We start from the raw sequence: 1,930 nt of genomic DNA on the forward strand, positions 1-1,930 counted from the left end.
TGGCGCCACTGATACCGCTCGGTGTGCTCGATGGCGTGCCCGAGGGTGTGGCCGTAGTTGAGCACTTCGCGAAGGCCTGCCTCACGCAGGTCTTCGGAGACGACACGGGCCTTCATCCCGATCGCGAGCTCGATGCACCGCCGGAACGCTTCGGATGCCGGGTCTGTCGCGGCGGCGGGGTCCGCCTCGATGAGTTCCAGGATCTCCGGATGCCAGATGAAGCCGGCTTTCACGACCTCTGCGAATCCCGCAACGGTCTCGTTGCGCGACAGGGTCTCCAGGAGATCGAGGTCACAAACGACGGCGGACGGCGGCCAGAACGCCCCCACGAGGTTCTTCCCCTCGGCGGTGTTGATGCCCGTTTTTCCGCCGACCGCGGCATCAACCATGCCGAGGACTGTCGTCGGAACCTGCACCACCGAGACGCCGCGCAACCACGTCGCGGCGACAAACCCGGCCAGATCGGTCACTGCTCCCCCGCCGAAGCCGATGACGGCGTCAGTACGAGTGAAGTTCGCCTGGCCCATGACCTGCCAACAGAATGCCGCGACCTCCACGCGCTTGCCTGCCTCGGCGTCGGGCACTTCGGCAAGAAGAACCTGCCGCTCGCCCTGTAGGCGTCCGCGCAGCTCTTCAGCCCGCGCTGACAGGGTCGGCGGGTGCACGATGAGCACACGCTGTGCAGCTGTCGGGAGTGCCGCACCGACCGAGTCCAGGATGCCGCGACCGATCGTGATGTCGTAGGGGCTGTCGCCGGTAACGGCGATTGTCGTCGGAGCGGTCATGACTCTTCTTTCCCGGTGGCGCGTGGATAGGAGGACTCGGTGCGGTGGCGCGCCCACGACACGATCTCGTCCACGACGTTCTGGAGGGGACCGGTCGATGTGTCGATCGTGATGTCGGCGACACTTTCATAGAGGGGACGACGCTCCTGCCAGATGCGCCGCCACCGCTCCAGAGGGTCCTCGCCCGACAGGAGCGGCCGGGCTGTCCCCTGAATCCGCCCGGCTACGACGCGCGGGTCGACCGTGAGCATCACGACATGGCATGTTGCGAGATCCGCACGCGTATCGGCATCCAGCACAGCCCCGCCGCCCAGTGACACGACGGCAACCGCGTGCCCGAGGGCCTCCTGAATCGCCGCACGTTCCCAGGAGCGGAATGTCGACTCGCCCTGGGTCTCGAAGATCTGCTCAATCGGTCCGTGCTCGCGCTGAACCACGGCATCCGTGTCGATGAACGTCACGCCTAGGGCTTTGGCAACGCGACGTCCGATGCTCGTCTTTCCCGCCCCCATGGGGCCGACAAGAACGAGCGGACTAGCGGGGGCCATCGCTGGTGAGAACTGCCGCGTCCAGCAGCGATTCGTCGCTCTCTGCGCTTGTGCGCAGGGCCGCGGGAATCGCGTCGAGGTAGGACTGCAGGTTGCGTCGCGTCTCGGCGACGCTGTCACCGCCGAACTTCTCGAGAACGACGTCAGCGAGCACGAGCGCTGTCATGGCTTCGGCGACCACTCCGGCTGCCGGGACAGCGCACACATCTGACCGCTGGTGGTGAGCGCTGGCAGTCTCGCCGGATGCCACGTCCACCGTACGCAGTGCGTGCGGGACGGTGGCGATCGGCTTCATGCCGGCACGCACGCGCAGTACGGTTCCGGTTGACATGCCGCCCTCGGTTCCCCCGGCGCGATCCGTGGCCCGGGCGATGCCGCGGTTGGTCGCGAACAGCTCGTCGTGAGCCTCCGAGCCCCGGCGCCGCGCCGTCAGGAAGCCGTCGCCGACTTCAACGCCCTTGATCGCCTGGATGCTCATGAGCGCCTGCGCCATCTTGCCGTCGAGCCGGCGGTCCCAGTGAACGTGGCTGCCGCGCCCCGGCGGGAGTCCGAACGCAAGGACCTCGACGACACCGCCGAGGGTATCGCCGGCTTTAC

The 1,930-nt window shown here is 67.3% G+C and carries 3 protein-coding genes; all 3 read right to left on the minus strand.

All coding sequences use genetic code 11. From position 1 onward, the window contains the following. Positions 1-785, minus strand: a 785-nt coding sequence (locus tag Q1V87_RS01870; protein WP_300590612.1) for a 3-dehydroquinate synthase, incomplete at its 3' end; no start/stop codon positions are given. Then, positions 782-1,333, minus strand: coding sequence for a shikimate kinase (locus tag Q1V87_RS01875; protein WP_300590613.1), 552 nt, complete (start codon positions 1,331-1,333; stop codon positions 782-784). The genes Q1V87_RS01870 and Q1V87_RS01875, both read right to left, overlap by 4 nt. Then, the coding region (locus Q1V87_RS01880; RefSeq protein ID WP_300590614.1) for a chorismate synthase at positions 1,320-1,930 on the minus strand (611 nt) is incomplete at its 5' end. The genes Q1V87_RS01875 and Q1V87_RS01880, both read right to left, overlap by 14 nt.

It is taken from the genome of Microbacterium sp., from assembly GCF_030149085.1.
GTDB lineage: Bacteria > Actinomycetota > Actinomycetes > Actinomycetales > Microbacteriaceae > Microbacterium.